This window comes from Pseudodonghicola flavimaris (assembly GCF_030164425.1).
GTDB lineage: Bacteria > Pseudomonadota > Alphaproteobacteria > Rhodobacterales > Rhodobacteraceae > Pseudodonghicola > Pseudodonghicola flavimaris.
The window spans coordinates 128,059-147,233 of the sequence record NZ_JASNJD010000004.1 but is presented as its reverse complement, the minus strand read 5'-3'; the positions used below and the strand labels follow the sequence as shown (position 1 = coordinate 147,233).

The window sequence follows — 19,175 nt, the reverse complement described above, 5'->3', positions numbered from 1 at the left end:
GCCTCAGGCGGCCTCGTGCCGCAGGATGGCAGCCTCGGAACGGGTCAGGTTGCGCCGGGCATGCGGGCCGTAGAGCAGCGGATCGTCCTCCAGCCCGGGCAGCTGCGCCAGCAGCCGGGCGCGATCGCCGGCCTCCAGCGTCGCCAGATCGGCATTCGCGGGATGGAAGCTTTCGGTTTCGACGCCGTTGGCGGTCAGGATCTCGTGACGCGGCAGCAGCAGGTGCACATAGGTCACCTCGCGCAGGACATGATCGCGCACGATGGTGGTGTCGTTGATCAGATCGCGGGCGGCGACCAGAACCTCATCGGTGTTGAACAGCGCCTGCGCCGCGCGGCCGCGCAGCAGGATGCGATGCTCCGGCGAGACGATGAGTTCCTGATCGGGATGATCGATACCGAAGGCGCCGGGCCGCAGCCGCACCGGCCGCAGGTGCGGCATGACATAAAGCCGCGCACCGCTGAGCCGCCGGCGGCCGGACCAGAGCACCGGTTGTGCGCCGTTGTCGCGGGTCTGCACCAGATCGCCTTCGCGCAGCTCCTCCACCGCGATCAGCCCGCGCGGCGTGACCAGCCGGGTGCCGGGGGTGAAGCAGATCACCCCGCCCTGCCGGTCCTCGGGGCGCTGCGGCGCGCGATCCGTCAGGCTGTGGCGCACCACCCAGAGATCGGTCCCGCGTGGCGGCAGATCGTTGAGAAACATCAGAAGCGGCCGGCGGCCGGGGCCGACCTCGACCAGCGTGACGGTATAGCTGCGGGCACCGTCGGTGACGACGAAATATCGCTCCAGAAGCGGATCGTCGATTTCGACCGCTTCCAGATCACTGGTATTCTGGACCACCGCCCCCACGAGACGCCGCACGGCGCGCGCCGCACGTTCCCGGATCTCGGCCTCCCCGTTCGCCCCCTCAAGCCGCAACACACCACCCGGCCCGTCCACCCGCACGGTATCCCCGCGCCAGGACCAGGCCGCACCGGTCTCGAGCGCCGCAACCGGCGCATCCTCAAGACCGTCAATCTCCGTCTGCGACCAGGAAATGACGAACGTGCCGCGAAAGCCCGTTCTCATCTGCTCGTCTGCCTGCCTCTGTTTATTGTTGCCAGAACGTTAACAAAGGAATCGGAGCAAAGGAAGGCGTTTTGATTTCCGCAGGTTAGACTGTGATCTTAAAACGTCATCTTCACCTGCAGCAGGCCGACGACCTGACTTTCGGGCTGGGCACGGAATTCCTCGCCCAGATAGGCCATGCCGAAGAAGATGCCGGTGCGCCGCCCCTGCCAGTGGATACCGGCGCGCAGCCGGTCGCGGTGATCGGTCAGATCATAGCCACGGCCGGAGGGCAGATAGACGCTGTCGGCCACATAGGCGATATCGCCGCCCAGCGTGAAGCTGAAGCCCGGCACCGCCTGTGTCACCACCCGATAGCGCTGGCCGGTAACCGGGTCGCGCACCAGAAGCTCGCCCAGACCGGCGGGACCGAAGGTCAGGTCGGCGCCGACCCGCAGCAGGGTTTCATCGCCGGCGCGAGCCTCGGCAAAGGGACGCAGCCGCGCACGGCCCCCCAGATCGAAGCTGCGCCCGATCTCGGCCACGGCGGTGGGGCGGACGGTATTGCCGATCTGATTGGCCAGCATCCCGGCGCCCGGCTCGGTCGAGCCGAACAGCTGGTGCAGATTCTCATGCAGGTTATCGATCCCGGTCTGCGGCCCGATGAAGACCAGATCGCCGCCCAGCGACAGTTCCAGCCCGTCGCGGTTCATGTGGCTGTGCACCCCGAGCGAGATCGCCCCGGCATAGGGGCGGTCCGCCGGATTGGGCGAGACCAGATCCGCCGGTGCAATCACCTGGCTGAGGAAGCGATATTCGATCAGTTCGCCGAAGCCGGCCGGTGCGCTCCCGGTCCAGTCATAGCCGCGCACATAAGACGCGCCGATCGCCCCGGTGCGCCAGCGGTCGTCGTGATCGCCGAGAAAGTCGTTGGTCATATAGGCCCCGACGCCCAGCTTGTGCCGGCGCGGTCCCGGTGCAGTGTCAGTTGCAGAGTCTTGCGCGGCCTCCAGCGCCACGGTGCCCTCGGCGGCCGGGGTCTCCAGATTACCGGCCTGCGCGGCGGTGGCGATCAGCAGCGATGCGCCGCAAAGGGTGAAGAGAGTACGAAACATGTCCTTAAAGTCCTGCGTGCCCGAGCTCCCGGGTGCCCTTTATCTAGGCCCCGATTCCGCTGTTTGCCAGAGCGGAGCTATGCCCGTTCTGCACTGCTGATTGTGCAACTCTGCACCGACTCCCGATGACCGGAACACCCGCATCCCCTCTATCTCCGGCGCCTTTTCCCGCCAAAGCAGTGCCACCGGCGCCGAACCACGGGTCAAACGCTCCGGGGGGCAGGCCCCGCCCGACATCCCGTTCCAGCATTCGGTATTTTGTCGCACCCACGCGCGCCGCCCGGCAAACAGGCGCGAAGACGTCGCGGTCAGGCGAACAGGTACACTGCCCGGCGCAACAGATCCAGCCCATCGTGCAGTTCCTGCACCGCGATGGATTCGTCGGGCTGATGGCCGTCGCGCATGGTGCCGGGCCCGCAGACCACCGTGGGGATGCCGCGCGCGGCGAAGAACCCCGCCTCGGTGCCGAAGGCCAGCCTGACCGGGGCGGCATCCCGCAACAGCCCGGCGAAGGTCGCCACCGCCGGCAGGGCGGGATCGGTGTCGAGCCCCGGGTAGCTGCCGGTCAGCGTCACCTCCACCCCCTCGGGAACATCGATCCCGGCGAGGATATCGGCTGCGGTTTCCGCCGCCAGATGGCGGATTTCGAAATCGATCTCGGCGCGGTCCGGCACGATGTTGAGCGCGCTGCCGCCGCGCATCACCCCGGCATGCACCGTTGAACAGGGCGGATCATAGGCCGGGTCCTGCGCCCCCGCCTGCTGCAGCCGGGTCTGTGCATCGCGCAGCGCCAGAATGGTTTCGGCGGCCGGATGCAGGGCGTTGCGATACTGCGGCGCCATCGCCGAATGGCCCGCCTGCCCCCGGCTCACCGCCCGGTAGCTGGCCTTGCCCTTGTGCCCGGTGCCCAGCCGCAGCGAGGTCGGTTCCCCGACGATGCAGAGATCTGGGCGGCCCAGCGTCGGCAGAACCGCGTCGATCATCTCCGGAATGCCGCGACAGCCGATTTCCTCGTCCCAGCTCAGCACGATGGAGACCGGGCGCGCCGGCGGTGTCTGCCGCAGGGATTCCGCCAGCGTCAGCACGCAGGCAACGAAGCCCTTCATATCGGTGGTACCGCGCCCGAAGTAGCGCCCCTGCCGCTCGCCCAGGGCGAAGGGATCGATGCTCCAGCTCTGGCCCGCGACCGGCACCACATCGGTATGGGCCGACAGCATCAGGCCGCCCGCGCCGGCGCCAAACCGGGCCAGCAGCCCAGCCCGGGTGCCATCCTGCGACGGTACGATCCGGGTAGTGAAACCCGCAGCCTGCAGCAGCGCCGCGGCCCAGTCGATCAGATCGCGGTTGGAGCTGCCGGCAACGGTCTCAAAGCCGATCAGCCGGGCCAGCAGGTCACGCAGCCGCGCATGCAGGGGATCGGGGGTCATTGGCTGTCCTTTGTGCTGTCCTGCCCCGCCGCCGGCGCGACGACGCGGGCCCTGGTGTCGGGGGTGATGTGATCGCGCGCATGGGCCAGAAAGGCCGAGATCGTGCGCGAATGCTCGGCCCCCTCGGTCATCAGCAGCCCCAGCCTGAGCGCCCGGACCGGCCCGGTCAGCGGCACGAAGCGCAGCCGGCTGCCATCGGGGGAGTAGTCGGACAGAGGCCGGATATTGGCCACCGAATAGCCGAAACCATTGGCCACCAGCGACCGCATCACCGCCATGTCGCGGGTCCGCTCCGCGATCACCGGGGTCAGCCCGGCGGCGGAGAAGAACGACAGGAAGTATTCGGCGCTCATCGGCAGGTCGAGCAGCACCATCGGGTAGTCCACCAGCTCCTCCGGCGACAGGCTGTCGCGATCCGCCAGCGGGTGATCCTCGGGAAACAGCGCAAAGGGCGGCAGGTCGATCAGCGGCACGAAGCTGAACTCGGAGGGGATGTTCAGATCGTAGGTCAGCACCACATCGACCTGGGCGGCGCGCAGCAGTTCGAACAGCTCCGATTGGTCGCGTTCGAACTGGTGGAAATCCACCTCGGGATACTGATCGACAAAGCTGCGCCTGAGCCGGGGCAGAACGATCTGGGCGAAGGTCAGAAGACAGCCCACCCGCAGCGGGCCGCGCACCTTGCCGGAGATGTCATTGGCCAGATCGCCGAGGGCATAGGCCTTTTCCAACGTCTCTTGCGCGGCGGTGCGGAACAGCGCCCCGGCCTGCGACAACGACAACCCGCGGGCATGACGGCGCACGAAGAGCTTCAGACCGAACTCCGCCTCAAGCTGGGCGATCGCGGTGGAGATCGACGGCGAGGAGACATTGAGCTTCTGCGCCGCCAGGGCGATCGAGCCCAGATCGCAGACGGCAACGAAATATTCGAGTTGGCGCAGAGTGATGCGCAGGGGCATGGCGGTTCGGGAGGCAGCGGCAAGCGTCTTTTGCTTGAACTGCGCCATGCCGCTGGGAAGGTCAACGCCCGTTTCGCGTTCCCCGGCGGAGGACCGCCCCTTTCGCCCCGCGCTCATGCCGGCCGCCCGGCTGCGACCGGGCTCCGCACAGATCGGCGGCAGTCACTCATCCCCCGGCACGCCATAAGAAGGGGCCGCAGCCGGGTTCAGCGCCCGGGTGACGTAATCCTCGGCCTGCGGGCGATAGACCTCCCAGGCGCGAGCCACCGCCTCGATCGGGCAATCGGTGTCGAGCCAGTCGACGCGCAGCTCGGCATAGGGCCAGGCCGCCTTGTCGACGATCAGCAGCCCCGCCGAATGCACCGGCCCGGCCTCGCCGCCCTCGGCCACGGCGGCGCGCAGCGCCGCCACCAGCCGATCCCCCAGCGCACCTCTGGTCGTCTCGAAGGCCCGCACCATCGCCGCCGGCACCTGGTCGGAGGCCAGAAGATTGCCCCCCGAGGCGCAATCCGTCCCGGTCGCCGCCGTCCAGATCCCCAGCGCGTTGGCGCCGGAATGCACGAAGCTGCCGCCCTGCCCGTCGACTGCCAGAAGCTGGCGGTAATCCGCATGGGCATCGCTGCCGGCGGCGAAGGTCACCGCCGCCTCGGCGCTGTCGCCGGCGGCGAGCCGGTCCAGCATCAGCGGCCCCAGCGCCGGGTTGGTGATGTTCTGGGTCGAGACCGCCCCGACCCCGGCGCGGGCGAAGGCGCAGCGCGCCGCCACCGCCGGCGAGGAGGAGGAGATCACCATGCCGAACTGTCCGGTCTCGGCACAGCGGCCAACGAGCGAGAAGGTCATATGCGTTCCTGATCTTGCGGGTTCTCAGAAAATACCGGCGGGTTGCCCCGCCGGCCAGCCCGATCCGGCGGGATCGGTCGGGGGATGGTTCGGGATCAGTCCGGAATCACCGCGGTGGCGTCGATTTCCACCAGCCAGGACGGCCGTGCCAGGCAGCTGACCACCACGCCGGTGGAGACCGGATGCACGCCTTTGATATATTCGCCCATGGTGCGATAGACCGCCTCACGGTGACGCACGTCGGTCAGATAGACGACGACCTTGCACAGGTGCTCCATGCTGCCGCCGGCCTCCTCGATCAGCTGACGGATGTTCTGCATCACCTTGTGGGTCTGCTCGACCGGATCGAAGCTGCCGATGTCCTCGGCGGTGTCCAGGCTCTGCGGACACTGGCCGCGCAGGAAGATGGTGGTGCCGCGCGCGACCACCGCCTGACACAGATCGTTGTCAAGGTTCTGCTCAGGATAGGTTTCCTTGGTGTTGAACTTGCGGATGCGGGTGTGGGCCATGGGATACTCCGAAGGCAGGAAAACGGCCCCGGCCGGATGCCGGGACCGGAAGGAATGATATCAGGCCTCTTCCCTGACCGGCTGATCGGCACTTTCCGCATCGGGCTGGTAGGCGAGGTATTTGCTCTGGATATCGATATGTTCGGCGATGTGTTTGGCATCGTGCCAGACCCCCCAGATGAAACTGGAGCCGCGCCCGGAAAGCCAGGGCAGACCGAGGAAATAGATCCCCCGTTCCCGGGACACACCGCGCAGATGATCCGGGCGTCCCTCGGCATCGAAGGCATCGACCTCCATCCAGCTGTAATCATTCCGAAAGCCGGTGGCCCAGATGATCGTGGTCACCCCGGCCGCGGCCGGATCCAGCGTCAGGAGCGGCGTCGTCACACAGTCGGGCAGCGGCAGGAATTCCCGCGCCGCGGGCTCCTCCGGCAGGTCGAGCCCGTTGCGGGCGATATAGGCATCGGCCTCATCCAGCAGCGACAGGTAGTTGGCGTCGCCCCGGGCGATGTTCTGCGGCAGATCCGGGGCGAAATGCAGCCCCTGCGCATCATAGCCTTCGGTGCGGCCCACCAGCGTCATGCCAGCCGCTGCCAGCCGGCGGAAATCGATGGTCTCCCCCCCGCGCGCACCGCTGACTGCGATGGTGACATGGTCCGAACCGGGGGCGGCGACCTGCGCGTCCCATTTGCCCAGCACCCCCAGCCACCAGACGAAATCCCGGCCGCGATAGCTGCGCGGCGGCCGGTCGTGCGGCCCGACCGAGAGATAGACCCTGCGGCCGGCGCGGGACAGCTCATCGGCGATCTGAACGCCGGAAGAGCCCGCCCCCACCACCAGCACCGCCCCCGGTGCCAGCTGCGCGGGATTGCGGTATTCGCTGGAATGGATCTGGGTGATACCGGCCTCGGCCGGGACGATCGGCGGGATCGCCGGGGTCTGGAACGGGCCGGTGGCGACCACGACATGGCGCGCCTCGATCTCGCCACTGCCGGTCTCGACCCGAAAGCCGGGGCGCCCCTCCAGCCGGCTCAGCCGCGTCACCTCGACTCCGCAGCGCACCGGGGCGCCGATGCGCCGGGCGTAGGCCTCGAAATAATCCGCGACCCCCTCCTTGGGCACGAAATCGTCGCCGCTGCCGGGAAACTCCATATTCGGGAAACGGTCGTGCCAGGCCGGGCCGTTGGCCACCAGCGAATCCCAGCGGCCGCTGCGCCAGCGTTCGGCGATGCGGTCACGCTCCAGCACGATATGCGGGATACCGCTCAGCCCGAGATGTTCGCTCATCGCGATGCCGGCCTGCCCGCCACCGATCACGACGGTGTCGACTGTTTCAGTTGCCATGTCCTGCGTCCTTCTTCTGGCTCGCGCGCGCTGCGACCGCCGCAATGTGCTGGCGTCACCCGGTCTATGTGCGCTCTTGTTCGTTCGGTTGAAATTATGAATTCTCATAGCGTAACTTAGGGAAATCCTAACATAGGCCCAGCTCAGGCCACACGGCTCAGCAAGGTCGCCTTGCGGGTTCAGAGCCGGCGCGGAGGCTCTGTCAGGATGCCCACGGGGTGATGTTTCAGGCGCTCGCCCTCCCCCCCGCCACATGCGGCGCCAGCAGGGGTTTTCCAACGACACGAGCGCCCCCCTGCGGCAGCGGCGCGACCCATGCGAGGGATCCGCGATGGACTTGGCCTGCGGCCCAGCAAAAACACTGGCAGGCGTAGCCACAGCCAGACATGCAAACGGCCCCGGGTACGCCCCGAGGCCGTTTCTTCATTTTCTCAGCCAAAATGACCTTGTGAGACGGTTAGGTCATGTCGCGTGGCACGCCACAACAATGAGTCCTGACCCTAATTCACCCGCATTTCGAGTACCCGCAGCTGGCGCAGGTCATGCAGCCCTCGATCATGCGCATGTCGTACTGGCCGCAGCTGGGGCAGGCCTTGCCGCGCGGCGCGTCGAGGTTGACGACCTCCGCCTGCGGATCGCTTTTCAGCCCCATCCCCTCGCCTTCCAGGAAACCGGTCGTGACCATGTGGCGTTCGATCACGCCCCCGATCGCCGCCAGCATCGAAGGGATGTACTTACCCTGCACCCAGGCGCCGCCGCGGGGATCGAAGACGGCCTTCAGCTCCTCGACCACGAACGACACGTCGCCGCCACGCCGGAACACCGCCGAGATCATCCGCGTCAGCGCCACGGTCCAGGCGTAATGCTCCATGTTCTTGGAGTTGATGAAGACCTCGAACGGCCGCCGCCGCCCGGCGATGACGATATCGTTGAGGGTGATATAGATCGCATGTTCGCTGTCGGGCCATTTCAGCTTGTAGGTGTGGCCTTCCAGCGATTGCGGCCGGTCGAGCGGCTCGGACATGTAGACCACTTCCGCCCCGGGCTCCGTCACGCCGGCGCCCTTGGCCGGCGCCTCTCCCGGCGCGGTATCGGATTTCTCCGACACGCTCAGGACAGAGCCGGTCACATCGTTCGGCCGATAGGTGGTGCAGCCCTTGCAGCCGGTCTCATAGGCCTGCATGTAGACGTCCTTGAAGGCGTCGAAGCTGATGTCCTCGGGGCAGTTGATGGTCTTGGAGATCGAGCTGTCGATCCACTTCTGCGCCGCCGCCTGCATCTTGACGTGATCCGTGGGCGCCAGCGTCTGGGCGTTGACGAAATACTCGGGCAGCGGTGCATCGCCCTTCAGATCGCGCCACATCTGCACCGCGTAATCGACCACCTCTTCCTCGGTCCGGCTGCCGTCCTTCTGCAGCACCTTGCGGGTATAGGCATAGGCGAAGACCGGCTCGATCCCGCTCGACACATTGCCGGCATAGAGGCTGATGGTGCCGGTCGGCGCGATCGAGGTCAGCAGCGCATTGCGGATACCGTGTTCGGCGATGGCGGCGCGCACGTCCTCATCCATATGCTGAAGCGAGCCGCTGGCCAGGTATTTCTCCGCGTCGAAGAGCGGGAAGGCGCCCTTCTCCTTCGCCAGCTCGACCGAGGCGAGATAGGAGGCTCGCGCGATCTGATGCAGCCATTCCTCGGTCTGCGCCGCGGCCTCATCGGAGCCATAGCGCAGCCCCAGCATCAGCAGCGCATCGGCCAGCCCGGTCACGCCGAGACCGATCCGCCGCTTGGCCTGCGCCTCCGCCTCCTGCTGCGGCAGCGGGAATTTCGACACGTCGACGACGTTGTCCATCATCCGAACGGCAACAGAGACCAGATCGGAGAGCGCCTCCAGGTCCAGCGCCGCCTTCGGCCCGAAGGGATCGGAGACCAGCCGCGCCAGGTTGATCGACCCCAGCAGACAGGCGCCATAGGGTGGCAGCGGCTGCTCGCCACAGGGGTTTGTGGCGGCGATGGTCTCGCAATAGGCGAGGTTGTTCATCGCGTTGATGCGGTCGATGAAGATCACGCCGGGTTCGGCATAATCATAGGTGCCGCGCATGATCTTGTTCCACAGGTCGCGCGCCTGCAGGGTGTGATAGACCTTGTCGCCGAATTTCAGCTCCCAGGGGCCATCGGCCTTGACCGCCTCCATGAAATCATCGGTCACCAGCACCGACAGGTTGAACATCCGCAGCCGCGCCGCATCCTGCTTGGCGGTGATGAACTGTTCGATATCCGGGTGATCGCAACGCATCGTCGCCATCATCGCCCCGCGGCGCGACCCCGCCGACATGATGGTGCGGCACATCGCATCCCAGACATCCATGAAGGACAGGGGACCGGAGGCATCCGCCGCCACCCCCTTCACTTCCGCGCCGCGCGGCCGGATGGTCGAGAAATCGTAGCCGATGCCACCGCCCTGCTGCATGGTCAGCGCCGCCTCTTTCAGCATGTCGAAGATGCCGGACATCGAATCGGGCACCGTCCCCATGACGAAACAGTTGAACAGCGTCACCTCGCGGGCGGTGCCGGCGCCGGCGGTGATGCGGCCGGCGGGCAGGTACTTGAAATCCTCCAGCGCGCCATAGAACCGCTCTTCCCAGGCGGCCGGTTCCGCCTCGATCCGTGCCAGATCGCGGGCGATCCGGCGCCAGCTGTCCTCCACCGTGACATCGATCGGCTCCCCGTCGGCAGATTTGAAGCGATACTTCATATCCCAGATCTGTTCGGCGATCGGGGCGGCGAAACGAGTCATGGCAGCGGTCCTTGGCAGAGGATGTTGGTCGTGGAATGGAGACCCAGACTACACCACTCCGGCCCCGCACCACAACAAGCGCCAGCGGCAAAATGGATGCAAAATGCCCCCACAATTTGCCTTCCCCGTCCCAACCCCTACTATATGGGGCGTGAAGAAAGGAACGACTCAGGTGAGCGACAGGATCAACCTCATCAAACTCTGTGTCGGCGCCGATCAGGTCCAGGACCTGATCGACTGGCAGGCCCAGACCCGCAGCCGCTGGCCCGACGGGCTGCCCCGCCACGTCACCCGCATGTGGCCCAAACGCGCCGAGGAACTGCTGAACGGTGGTTCGCTCTACTGGGTCTTCAAGGGCGAAGTGCTGGCCCGGCAACGGGTGCTGCGGCTCGAAGAAGTCACCGGCCCCGACGGCATTGCCCGCTGCGGCATCGTCCTCGATCCGGAGGTGATCCTGACCCGCGCCGCGGCGCGGCGCCCGTTCCAGGGCTGGCGCTATCTCAAGCCGGAAGAGGCGCCCGCCGATCTGCCCGAAGGTCACGCCCGCGAAGACGAACTGCCCGAGGCGCTGAGCCGCGCGCTCGCCGATATCGGCGTGCTCTGATCCGTCGCCGCCCCGGCTCCATCCCGCGCAGAACGGGGGCGCTGCCCCCGCCGCGCCATCCGGCGCGACTCCCCCGGGATATTTGCCTCCAGGTCGAAGATCCCGCGCCGGCGCCGCCTTCGATCTGGCACAAATATCCCGGGGGAATCGCCGCAGGCGATGGGGGCAGAGCCCCCCCTTCGCGGCCCGGCAGGGCCGCAATCCGGCCGGGTTCAGGGGCCGTTCAGTGATCGATGCGGCGCAGAAGCTCGGCCAGGGCCGCCTGGTCGGGGCCCTCACAGGCGGCCACCCGGCTGCGCCAGAGCGTCGCCTGCGACCGCAGCACCAGCCCGTCGCTGAGAATCTTCAGATGATTGGCCCGCAGCGTCTCCCCGGTCGAGGTGATATCGGCGATCGCCTCGGCGGTCTCGTTCTTCACCGTGCCCTCGGTGGCGCCCTGGCTGTCGACCAGCTGATAATCGGCGACCCCGGTATCGGTCAGGAATTCCCGCACCAGCCGATGGTATTTGGTCGCGATCCGCAGCCGGAAGCCATGCTCGGCCCGGAACGCAGCCGCCGCCGCATCGAGATCGTCGAGCGTATCGACATCGACCCAGGCCCGCGGCACGGCGATGATCAGATCGGCCTGGCCGAAGCCCAGCGGCGCGATCTCCTCGACCTGCTGTTCCCAGCGCGGCAGTTTCTCGTGCACCAGATCGGTGCCGGTGACACCGAAATGGATGCGTCCCGCCGCCAGTTCGCGGGGGATTTCCCCGGCCGACAGCAGCACCAGCGCGACCCCGGCGATCCCCTCGACCGAACCGGCGTATTCGCGGTCGGACCCGGTTCGGGTCAGCCGGATGCCATGGCGGTCGAACCAGTCAAAGGTCTTATCCATCAGCCGCCCCTTGGACGGCACCCCCAGCTTAAGCGTCATTGCCCCGTCTCCTGCAGCGCCAGCATCAGCCCGGGACGCAGCACGCCGCCCACCGCCGGGATTTCGGCCCCATCGCCCAAGGCCCGGGTCAGCGCGTCATAGCGCCCGCCGGTGGCCACCGGGGGCAGATCGGCCCGGCCCTCGGCGTAGAAGCCGAAGACGAATCCATCGTAATATTCCATCGAGGTGCGGCCATAGCTCGCCTCGAACTCAAGGCTGTCGACATCGACGCCGCGATCCGCCAGCGCCCCCATCCGCGCTTCGAGCAGATCGACCGCCGGGGTGATCTGCGGCAGATCGACCGCCACGTCGCGCAGCCGTTCCAGCGCGAAGGGCAGCGTCTCGCGCACCGCCAGCAGGGTTTCCAGCCCCAGGAGTTCGTGATCGGAGACCGGCGCGGCGGCGGCATCGGCGCGCAGCGCCTCGATCCGCCGGACGATCTCGGCGCCGCTGCGGCGGCCGATCACCGGCCCGGCCTCGGCCATCGGGTCCGCGGCAGCCAGCAGGGCGGCGCGGGCCGGCGGCACCGCCGCCCGACCGGCATAGCGATCGAGCAGCGCACGGAACCGGCGCGGCCGCCAGATGTGGCGCATCAGCGCCGCCTTGCGCGCGGCAGTGGTCTGCAACCCGGCCACAGCCGCCTTGAGAATACCGATATCGCCGGTCGCCGCCCGCAGCGGCAGGCCGGAGAGCGCGCCGGCGATGCGGGTGAAGACCTCGGCATCCGCCGCCGCCGCATCGGCACGGTCGAAGACCTCATAGCCGACCTGGACGAATTCATTGGCGCGGTCGGGGTCGTGTTCCTGCCGCCGGAACACCTCGCCGGCATAGGTATAGCGCGCCGGCTCCGCCCCCTCGCGCATATGCATCTGCACCACCGGCACGGTGAAATCGGGGCGCAGCATCTGTTCGCCCCGCAGCGCATCCGAGGTGACATAGGCGCGGCCGCGGATATCCTCGCCATAAAGGTCGAGAAGCAGCTCCGCCGGCTGCAGCACCGGAGTTTCCACCGGCCGGGCACCGGCAGCTTCGAAATAGGCCCGCAGCTCTGCCGCGCGCGTCAGCGTCCTGGCACGATCCTCCATCAGTCCCACTCCGGCTCATCCAGATCATGCGCCGCGAGGATTTCGCGCACCTTGGCGACCAGATCGCCGCGCGCCACCTCGAACTGGCTCGGCCGTTCCTTCCATTCCTCCAGCGTCGCGTTCTCGGCGATCTGCGCGCCCAGGATCAGGTCCTTGACCTGCACGATGCCGGCGGCCTTTTCGTCGCCCCCCTCGATTACCGCGACCGGAGAGTTGCGCCGGTCGGCGTATTTGAGCTGGTTGCCGAAGTTCTTCGGATTGCCCAGATAGACCTCGGCCCGGATGCCGGCCTGGCGCAACTCGGACACCATGGCCTGATAATCGGCCATGCGGTCGCGATCCATCACGGTGACGACGACCGGGCCGACATCATGGCCGGTCACCCGGCCCTTTTCGCGCAGCGCCGCCAGCAGCCGGTCGACCCCGATGGAGACGCCCACCGCCGGCACTTCCTGGCCGGTGAACCGCTTGACCAGACCGTCATAGCGCCCGCCGCCCGCGACCGATCCGAACTGCCGCTTGCGGCCCTTCTCGTCGAGGATTTCAAAGGTCAGCTCAGCCTCGAACACCGGGCCGGTATAATAGCCAAGCCCGCGCACGACCGAAGGATCGATCACGATGCGATCGGGGCCATAGCCGCCGGCGGCCAGCAGATCGGCGATCTGGCCCAGCTCGTCCACGCCCGCGGCCCCGACGGCGCTCTCGCCCACGGCGGCGCGCAGATTGGCCAGGGTCTCGGCCGCATCGGTGCCTTTCGAGGTCAGGAAGGCGATCACCGGCTCGGCCTGTGCCTCAGCCAGCCCCACCCCGTCGATATAGGCGCCGGAAGCATCGAGCCGCCCCTTGCCCAACAGCTCGCGCACACCGGCCTCGCCGACCTTGTCGAACTTGTCGATGGTCCGCAGCACATCCGCCGCCTGCCCCTCATCGGTCACGCCCATCGCCTCAAGCACGCCGTTCAGAACCTTGCGGTTGTTGACCCGCACCAGGTAGTCGCCGCGCGGAATGCCGACCTCTTCCAGCGTATCGGAGAGCATCGCGCAGATCTCTGCATCCGCCGCCATCGCCGCGGTGCCGACGGTATCGGCGTCGCATTGATAGAACTGGCGATAGCGGCCCGGCCCAGGTTTCTCGTTGCGCCAGACCGGCCCCATGGCAAAGCGGCGATAGGGCGTCGGCAGATCGTTGCGGTGCTGGGCATAGACCCGCGCCAGCGGCGCCGTCAGGTCATAGCGCAGCGCCATCCAGTCGCCCTTGCCGTCGTCATCGGCCTCCTGCCAGGCAAAGACGCCCTCGTTCGGGCGGTCGACATCGGGCAGGAACTTGCCCAGGGCCTCGACCGTCTCCACCGCGCTGCTCTCCAGCGCGTCGAAGCCATAGCGATGATAGACCCCGGCGATCTTGCGCAGCATCTCGGTGCGCTGAGTGACCTCGGCGCCGAAATAGTCACGGAAGCCTTTCGGCGTTTCAGCCTTGGGGCGGGGGGTTTTCTTGGGCTTGGCCATCGCGGGCTCCTGCACAATCCTGTGTCGCGGCGCGGTCTAGCCCATGGCCCTGCGGGGAGCAAGGCGGGCAAACCCGTCGCGGCACCGCCCCGGGCCGGTTTCCTGCGGTTTTCGACGGGAATGCCGCCCCCCACACCGCCAATCCCGGGGTCAGCCCCCTGAAAAGACGCCGCCGCGCCCCTTGCCGGCGGCGAACCGCGCCGCCCCTGCCCGGCCTTCGGCCTGAAACACCGTGGCGGAGCGCCATTCCCGCCGCAGCGCCGCGGCCAGCTCTGCCGGCGGCAGCCGCGCCGACAGGTGATCGGCCTGCAGACAGCCCTGCGGAAACCGTGCCAGATCCCGCGCCAGATCGATCGCCGCCCCCAGCGCGCCGCCGGCCGGAACGATCCGGCTGGCAAAGCCCAGGCACAGCGCCTCCTCTGCCGCCACCGGACGGCCGGTCAGGATCAGGTCGTTGGCCCGCCCCTGCCCCAGCAGCCGCGGCAGACGCACGGTACCGCCATCGATCAGCGGCACCCCCCAGCGGCGACAGAAAACGCCGGTGGTCGCACTCTCGGCCATCACCCGCAGATCGCACCAGGCCGCCAGTTCCATTCCGCCGGCCACCGCATAGCCTTCGATCGCCGCGATCACCGGCTTTTTCAGCATTAACCGCGACGGCCCCATTGGGCCGGGGCGCGGGTCGGCCATCGGGTCCTGCCACTCCGGCGGGATGTCGAGGGCGGCGATCCAGGCCTCCGCCGCGCCGGACCCGGCCGATTTCAGATCGAAGCCGGAACAGAAACTGCCCCCCGTTCCGGTCAGGACGGCAACGGCCAGCGTCTCATCCGCCTCGAACTCCAGGAAGGCGCCAAACAGCGCTTGCGCGGTGTCCGGGTCTACCGCGTTGCGCGCGTCCGGCCGGTCGATGGAAATGATGCGCACCGCCCCCTCGGTCTCGATCCGAATGCTCATGCCGGGCCTCCCTACCGTCGCTCCTCATCTGCGCCCGAGGCTCGCGCGCGGCGGCCCCTGCCGCAAGTCCAACCGGACCGCATCGCGATATGACGTTGCGCCAGAGCCGTCCCGGGCCTATCTGCCCCCTAACCCCGGCAGACCGCCGGACCTACCCACAGGAGGTGCCGATGCAGCAAATCGAGGAAAGACTCTCCCACCTGATCCGCACCGTCGAGGAGCTGAGCGATATCGTCGCCGCCCAGCAGGCCGAGATCGACAAGCTCGGCCGCCGGGTCCAGATGCTGATGGAACGCGAGGCCCAGCGCGAGGCCGAAGGCTCCGGCGGCGTGATCTACGGCGACGAACGCCCGCCGCACTACTGAGCCTCAGGTGGGGAACAGGGGGCTGTCTGCCCCCTCTTGGCCCTGCCGGGCCAATTCACCCCCGAGGATATTTGCGCCAGATCGAAGGCGAGGCGAGCTGCCCGCTTCGACCTGGAGCCAAATATCCCGGGGGACTCGCCGCAGGCGAGGGGGGCAGCGCCCCCGCCCGCGCAGCGGCGTCAGATTTCCTCGACCGAGAGCACGCCGTCGAGGCTCTTCAGCGCGCCCTTGATCTGCGGGTTGATGGCGAAGTCCTGGCCGAGATCCATTTCCACCTCTCCCGGCAGATCCGGCGCCATCAGACAGAGCTGCACCGGGCCGCGGGCGGCGCCACGCGCGGCCTTGGCGGCATCCTCCAGGATGGTGGCCACCGTCTCCACCGCGCCGAGGCTTTCCAGAAAGACCCGAAGCCCGGTGGCGCCGGCCTGGGCCACGGCCGCGTCGACCGGGGCGACGGAGCGGCCCAGGAGCTTGAGCTGGTCGCTCTCCATTGCCGCCTCGACCGTGACCACCACCTTGGCGCCGGTTTCCAGCGCCTCGCGCGAGGCTTCTAGCGCCTCGGAGAACAGCGTCACCTCGAAGGCGCCGGTGGTATCGCTCATCTGCACGAAGGCGAAGCGGTTGCCGCGGGCGGATTTGCGTTCCTGACGGCCCGCGACCACGCCGGCGAGCTTGGCCACCAGCGGGCCGCGCCCGGCCTTGGCGGTCAGTTCGTCGAGAGTCAGTACCCCCTGGCGTTTCAGCGGCGCCATGTAATCGTCGAGCGGGTGGCCCGAGAGGTAGAAGCCCACCGCCTTGAATTCCTCGGCCAGCCGCTCGGCCGGCAGCCAGTCCGACATCGGGCTGAGCCGCGGTTCCGGCAGATCCTCCCCCGCCTCGCCGAAGAGCGAGACCTGGGCGCTGGCCTTCTGTTCGTGGATCGCCGCCGAATAGGCCACCAACGCATCGAGGCTTTCGAACACCCGCCGCCGGTTGCGGTCGAGCATGTCGAAGGCGCCGGCGCGGGCCATCATCTCCAGCGGCCGCTTACCGATCTTCTTCAGATCGACGCGGCGGGCGAAATCATAGAGCGTGGCGAAGGGCCGGTCCGGCCCGTCGGCGCGACGGCCGGCGGTGACCAGACGCATGGCGTCGAGGCCCACGTTCTTCAGCGCGCCGAGCCCGTAGACCAGCTCGCCGTCGACCACGTTGAAAGTGGCCTCTGAGCGGTTGACGCAGGGCGGCACCCAGGGCAGCCCCAGACCTTTTCTCACCTCCTCGAAATAGGTGGCCAGCTTGTCGGTCAGATGGATATCGCAGTTCATCACCCCGGCCATGAATTCGACCGGGTGGTTCGCCTTGAGCCAGGCGGTCTGATAGGAGACCACGGCATAGGCGGCGGCATGCGATTTGTTGAAACCGTAGTTGGCGAATTTCTCCAGCAGGTCGAAGACCTCGGAAGCCTTCTTCTTGTCGACGCCGTTCTTGGCCGCGCCCTCCTCGAATTTCGGGCGTTCGGCGTCCATCGCCTCCTTGATCTTCTTGCCCATGGCGCGGCGCAGAAGGTCGGCGCCGCCGAGGCTGTAGCCCGCCATCACCTGGGCGATCTGCATCACCTGTTCCTGATAGACGATGATGCCCTGGGTTTCCTCGAGGATATGGTCGATCAGCGGGTGGACCGATTCACGCTCCTTCATCCCGTTCTTGACCTCGCAATAGGTCGGGATGTTCTCCATCGGGCCGGGACGGTAAAGCGCCACCAGCGCCACGATATCCTCGATGCAGGTGGGCTTCATGCGCTTGAGCGCATCCATCATGCCCGAGCTTTCCACCTGGAACACCGCCACCGTCTTGGCATTGGCGTAGAGCTTGTAGGTCGGCAGATCGTCGAGCGGGATGGCGTTGATCTCGTCCACCGCGCCTTCGGGCGGATCATAGAGCGTCTCGCCGCTGGCGGCGATATGCAGGTGCCGCCCCGACTGCTTGATCAGGTCGACGGCGTTCTGGATCACCGTCAGCGTCTTCAGGCCGAGAAAGTCGAATTTCACCAGGCCGGCCTGTTCGACCCATTTCATGTTGAACTGGGTTGCCGGCATGTCTGAGCGCGGATCGCGATAGAGCGGCACCAGCTCATCCAGCGGGCGGTCGCCGATCACCACGCCGGCGGCGTGGGTGGAGGCGTTCCGCAGCAGCCCCTCGACCTTCATGCCGTAATTCAGCAGCCGCTCGACCACCTCTTCGTTGCGGGCCTCCTCGCGCAGGCGGGGTTCGTCCTGCAGAGCCTTTTCGATCGAGACCGGCTTCACCCCCTCGACCGGGATCATCTTGGACAGCCGGTCGACCTGGCCATAGGGCATCTGCAGCACCCGGCCGATATCGCGCACCGCCGCCTTGGACAGCAGGGCACCGAAGGTGATGATCTGCCCCACCTTGTCGCGGCCGTATTTCTGCTGAACGTAGTGAATCGTCTCTTCCCGCCGGTCCATGCAGAAGTCGATGTCGAAGTCGGGCATCGACACCCGTTCCGGGTTCAGGAACCGTTCGAACAGCAGCGAGTAGCGCAGCGGATCGAGGTCGGTGATGGTGAGCACATAGGCCACAAGCGACCCCGCGCCCGAGCCCCGGCCCGGCCCGACGGGGATGTTGTTCTGCTTCGACCACTTGATGAAGTCGGCCACGATCAGGAAGTAGCCGGGGAAGCCCATCTGCTCGATGATGCCCAGCTCGAACCTGAGCCGTTCCTCGTAATCCTCCCGCGTGCCGGCCGGCGGGATCACCGCCAGCCGCTTGTCCAGCCCCTCCCAGGCCTGCTTGCGCAGTTCCTCGACCTCGTCATCGGCGAATTTCGGCAGGATCGGCGCCCGCTTGTAGGCCATGAAGGCGCAGCGGCGGGCGATTTCCACGGTATTCTCGATCGCCTCGGGCAGATCGGCGAAGAGCGTGATCATCTCCTGCTGCGACTTGAAATAATGCTGCGCAGTGAGATGCCGGCGCGGATCGGCCTGGTCGACATAGGCGCCCTCGGCGATACAGATCAGCGCATCATGCGCCTCGTACATATCGGCGGTGGGGAAATAGACGTCGTTGGTCGCGACCAGCGGCAGCTCCATCGCATAGGCCATCTCGACGAAGCCGCGCTCGGTCAGCCGCTCCGCCGCCGGCAGCCCATCTTCGCCGGGATGGCGCTGCAGTTCGATATAGAGCCGGTCACCGAAGAACCCGTGCAGCCGGCGCATCAGCGCCTCCGCCTCCTCGCGCCGGCCCTGCTGCAGCAGCTGGCCCACCGGCCCTTCCGGACCGCCGGAGAGGCAGATCAGCCCGTCGCAATGCTGCGCCAGATCGTCGAGCGTGACATGCGGCGGCTGCCCGTCCTCGCGCAGATAGAGGCAGGAGTTGAGCTTCATCAGGTGCTCGTAGCCGGTCTCGGACTGCGCCAGCAGCACCAGCGGGCCGATCGGCAGCTGTTGTTGCCGACCGCCCGGCGCCGGGACCGCGGTCTCGTCATAGGCCAGATCAACCTGGCAGCCGATGATCGGCTGCACCCCGGCGCCCGACAGGGTAACCGAGAGCTCGAGCGTGGAGAACATGTTGTTGGTGTCGGTCACCGCGACCGCCGGCATCTGCATCTTCTCACAGAGGCCGGCGAGCTTTTTCAGCCGCACGGCGCCTTCGAGAAGAGAGTATTCGGTATGGATGCGGAGGTGGATGAATCGGGGGGAACTGCTCATGCCG

Annotated in this window: 15 protein-coding genes; 2 read left to right on the top strand and 13 right to left on the bottom strand. The window is 67.3% G+C overall.

What is annotated here, in order from left to right; all coding sequences use genetic code 11:
- Positions 1-3: 3 nt before the first annotated feature.
- From QO033_RS06970 to QO033_RS06935, 8 genes are all read right to left on the bottom strand, one after another.
- Positions 4-1,068 (bottom strand): Hint domain-containing protein, encoded by a 1,065-nt coding sequence (locus QO033_RS06970; RefSeq protein ID WP_284480230.1) that lies wholly within the window; start codon positions 1,066-1,068, stop codon positions 4-6.
- Positions 1,069-1,166: 98 nt separating this feature from the next.
- Positions 1,167-2,162, bottom strand: coding sequence for a lipid A-modifier LpxR family protein (locus QO033_RS06965; RefSeq protein WP_284480229.1), 996 nt, complete (start codon positions 2,160-2,162; stop codon positions 1,167-1,169).
- 308 nt (positions 2,163-2,470) lie between these two features.
- The gene (argE, locus tag QO033_RS06960; protein ID WP_284480228.1) at positions 2,471-3,589 is read right to left on the bottom strand and encodes an acetylornithine deacetylase; all 1,119 of its coding nucleotides are present in this window, start codon (positions 3,587-3,589) and stop codon (positions 2,471-2,473) included.
- Complete coding sequence (locus QO033_RS06955; protein WP_321170041.1) at positions 3,586-4,665, bottom strand: LysR family transcriptional regulator; 1,080 nt, start codon at positions 4,663-4,665, stop codon at positions 3,586-3,588. Before QO033_RS06955 ends, argE begins: the two co-directional genes overlap by 4 nt.
- A gap of 45 nt (positions 4,666-4,710) precedes the next feature.
- The gene (locus QO033_RS06950) at positions 4,711-5,388 is read right to left on the bottom strand and encodes a DUF1028 domain-containing protein (protein WP_284480227.1); all 678 of its coding nucleotides are present in this window, start codon (positions 5,386-5,388) and stop codon (positions 4,711-4,713) included.
- A gap of 95 nt (positions 5,389-5,483) precedes the next feature.
- A complete protein-coding gene (locus QO033_RS06945) occupies positions 5,484-5,897 on the bottom strand; it encodes a RidA family protein (RefSeq protein ID WP_284480226.1) in 414 nt (137 codons plus the stop codon).
- Between the two features lie 60 nt (positions 5,898-5,957).
- Positions 5,958-7,241: a flavin-containing monooxygenase gene (locus QO033_RS06940; RefSeq protein ID WP_284480225.1), complete on the bottom strand. Its 1,284-nt coding sequence runs from the start codon at positions 7,239-7,241 to the stop codon at positions 5,958-5,960.
- Between the two features lie 505 nt (positions 7,242-7,746).
- Positions 7,747-10,035: an adenosylcobalamin-dependent ribonucleoside-diphosphate reductase gene (locus QO033_RS06935; RefSeq protein ID WP_284480224.1), complete on the bottom strand. Its 2,289-nt coding sequence runs from the start codon at positions 10,033-10,035 to the stop codon at positions 7,747-7,749.
- A 172-nt stretch (positions 10,036-10,207) separates the two neighbouring features.
- Here QO033_RS06935 and QO033_RS06930 point away from each other — a divergent pair, with 172 nt between their 5' ends.
- Positions 10,208-10,639 carry a DUF1489 family protein gene (locus QO033_RS06930; RefSeq protein ID WP_284480223.1) on the top strand — a complete coding sequence of 144 codons (432 nt, stop codon included), beginning with the start codon at positions 10,208-10,210 and terminating at the stop codon, positions 10,637-10,639.
- Positions 10,640-10,862: 223 nt separating this feature from the next.
- On the opposite strand, the gene hisG is transcribed toward QO033_RS06930, so the two are convergent.
- The 4 genes from hisG to QO033_RS06910 all read right to left on the bottom strand — a co-directional run bounded on the left by hisG (position 10,863) and on the right by QO033_RS06910 (position 15,099).
- Complete coding sequence (gene hisG / locus QO033_RS06925; RefSeq protein ID WP_284480222.1) at positions 10,863-11,555, bottom strand: ATP phosphoribosyltransferase; 693 nt, start codon at positions 11,553-11,555, stop codon at positions 10,863-10,865.
- Positions 11,552-12,640, bottom strand: a complete 1,089-nt coding sequence (locus tag QO033_RS06920) for an ATP phosphoribosyltransferase regulatory subunit (protein ID WP_284480221.1) — start codon at positions 12,638-12,640, stop codon at positions 11,552-11,554. The genes hisG and QO033_RS06920 overlap by 4 nt, the downstream gene beginning before the upstream one ends.
- The gene (gene hisS, locus QO033_RS06915; RefSeq protein WP_284480220.1) at positions 12,640-14,145 is read right to left on the bottom strand and encodes a histidine--tRNA ligase; all 1,506 of its coding nucleotides are present in this window, start codon (positions 14,143-14,145) and stop codon (positions 12,640-12,642) included. Before hisS ends, QO033_RS06920 begins: the two co-directional genes overlap by 1 nt.
- A gap of 150 nt (positions 14,146-14,295) precedes the next feature.
- A complete protein-coding gene (locus QO033_RS06910; RefSeq protein ID WP_284480219.1) occupies positions 14,296-15,099 on the bottom strand; it encodes a crotonase/enoyl-CoA hydratase family protein in 804 nt (267 codons plus the stop codon).
- Positions 15,100-15,269: 170 nt separating this feature from the next.
- Here QO033_RS06910 and QO033_RS06905 point away from each other — a divergent pair, with 170 nt between their 5' ends.
- The gene (locus QO033_RS06905) at positions 15,270-15,464 is read left to right on the top strand and encodes a SlyX family protein (RefSeq protein ID WP_284480218.1); all 195 of its coding nucleotides are present in this window, start codon (positions 15,270-15,272) and stop codon (positions 15,462-15,464) included.
- A 179-nt stretch (positions 15,465-15,643) separates the two neighbouring features.
- On the opposite strand, the gene dnaE is transcribed toward QO033_RS06905, so the two are convergent.
- A complete protein-coding gene (dnaE, locus tag QO033_RS06900; protein WP_284480217.1) occupies positions 15,644-19,171 on the bottom strand; it encodes a DNA polymerase III subunit alpha in 3,528 nt (1,175 codons plus the stop codon).
- Positions 19,172-19,175: the final 4 nt, after the last annotated feature.